1 protein-coding gene is annotated in these 591 nt (G+C 74.8%); it reads left to right on the top strand.

Features of this window, described 5'->3' with window-relative positions; all coding sequences use genetic code 11:
- A partial coding sequence (locus IE113_RS16165) for a sterol carrier family protein (protein WP_229822720.1) occupies window positions 1-370 on the top strand: 370 nt, incomplete at its 5' end.
- Window positions 371-591 lie beyond the last annotated feature (221 nt).

Below are 591 nucleotides of genomic sequence, written 5' to 3'. Positions count from 1 at the left end.
CTACCTGGTGACCCGCACCGTCGAACTCGTCGTCCACACCGACGACCTGAACGCCGCCGTGCCGGGCCTCGACGTCCCCTACGACCGCCAGGCCCTCGCCGCCTGCACCCGGCTGCTCGCCGACGCGCTCGCGGTCAAGGCACCCGGGGCCTCCACGGAGGTGCGCGTGCCGCCGTACGCCGTCGTGCAGTGCGTCGAGGGGCCGCGGCACACCCGCGGCACCCCGCCCAACGTCGTCGAGACCGACCCGCTGACCTGGATCCGGCTCGCCACGGGACGCGAGGACTGGAAGACGGCCGTACGGGAGGCACGGGTCAGCGCGAGCGGCGAGCGCGCCGACCTGGACGGCCTGCTGCCCCTCATGCAATGAGGCCTGCCCGCGCGGGGAACCGGCCCTTCGTCCCACCCGTCCCACCGCCATGGACAAGCAGCGACTGGCGCTCAGCGCCCTGACCCTGTTCCCGCTCCTGGTGGCCTGTGGCAGCGAGGCGGGCAGCGGCTCCGTCGGCCAGGGCTCCGCGGCGCCCGTCACCGGCGTCCACTGGAACGTCGACAGCCTGACCGTGGACGGCCGGACCAGCGAGGCTCCCG

The sequence above is a fragment of the Novosphingobium arvoryzae genome (assembly GCF_014652615.1).
GTDB lineage: Bacteria > Pseudomonadota > Alphaproteobacteria > Sphingomonadales > Sphingomonadaceae > Novosphingobium > Novosphingobium arvoryzae.
The sequence above is the reverse complement of the archived record's forward strand: the minus strand, read 5'-3'. Positions and strand labels throughout refer to the sequence as shown.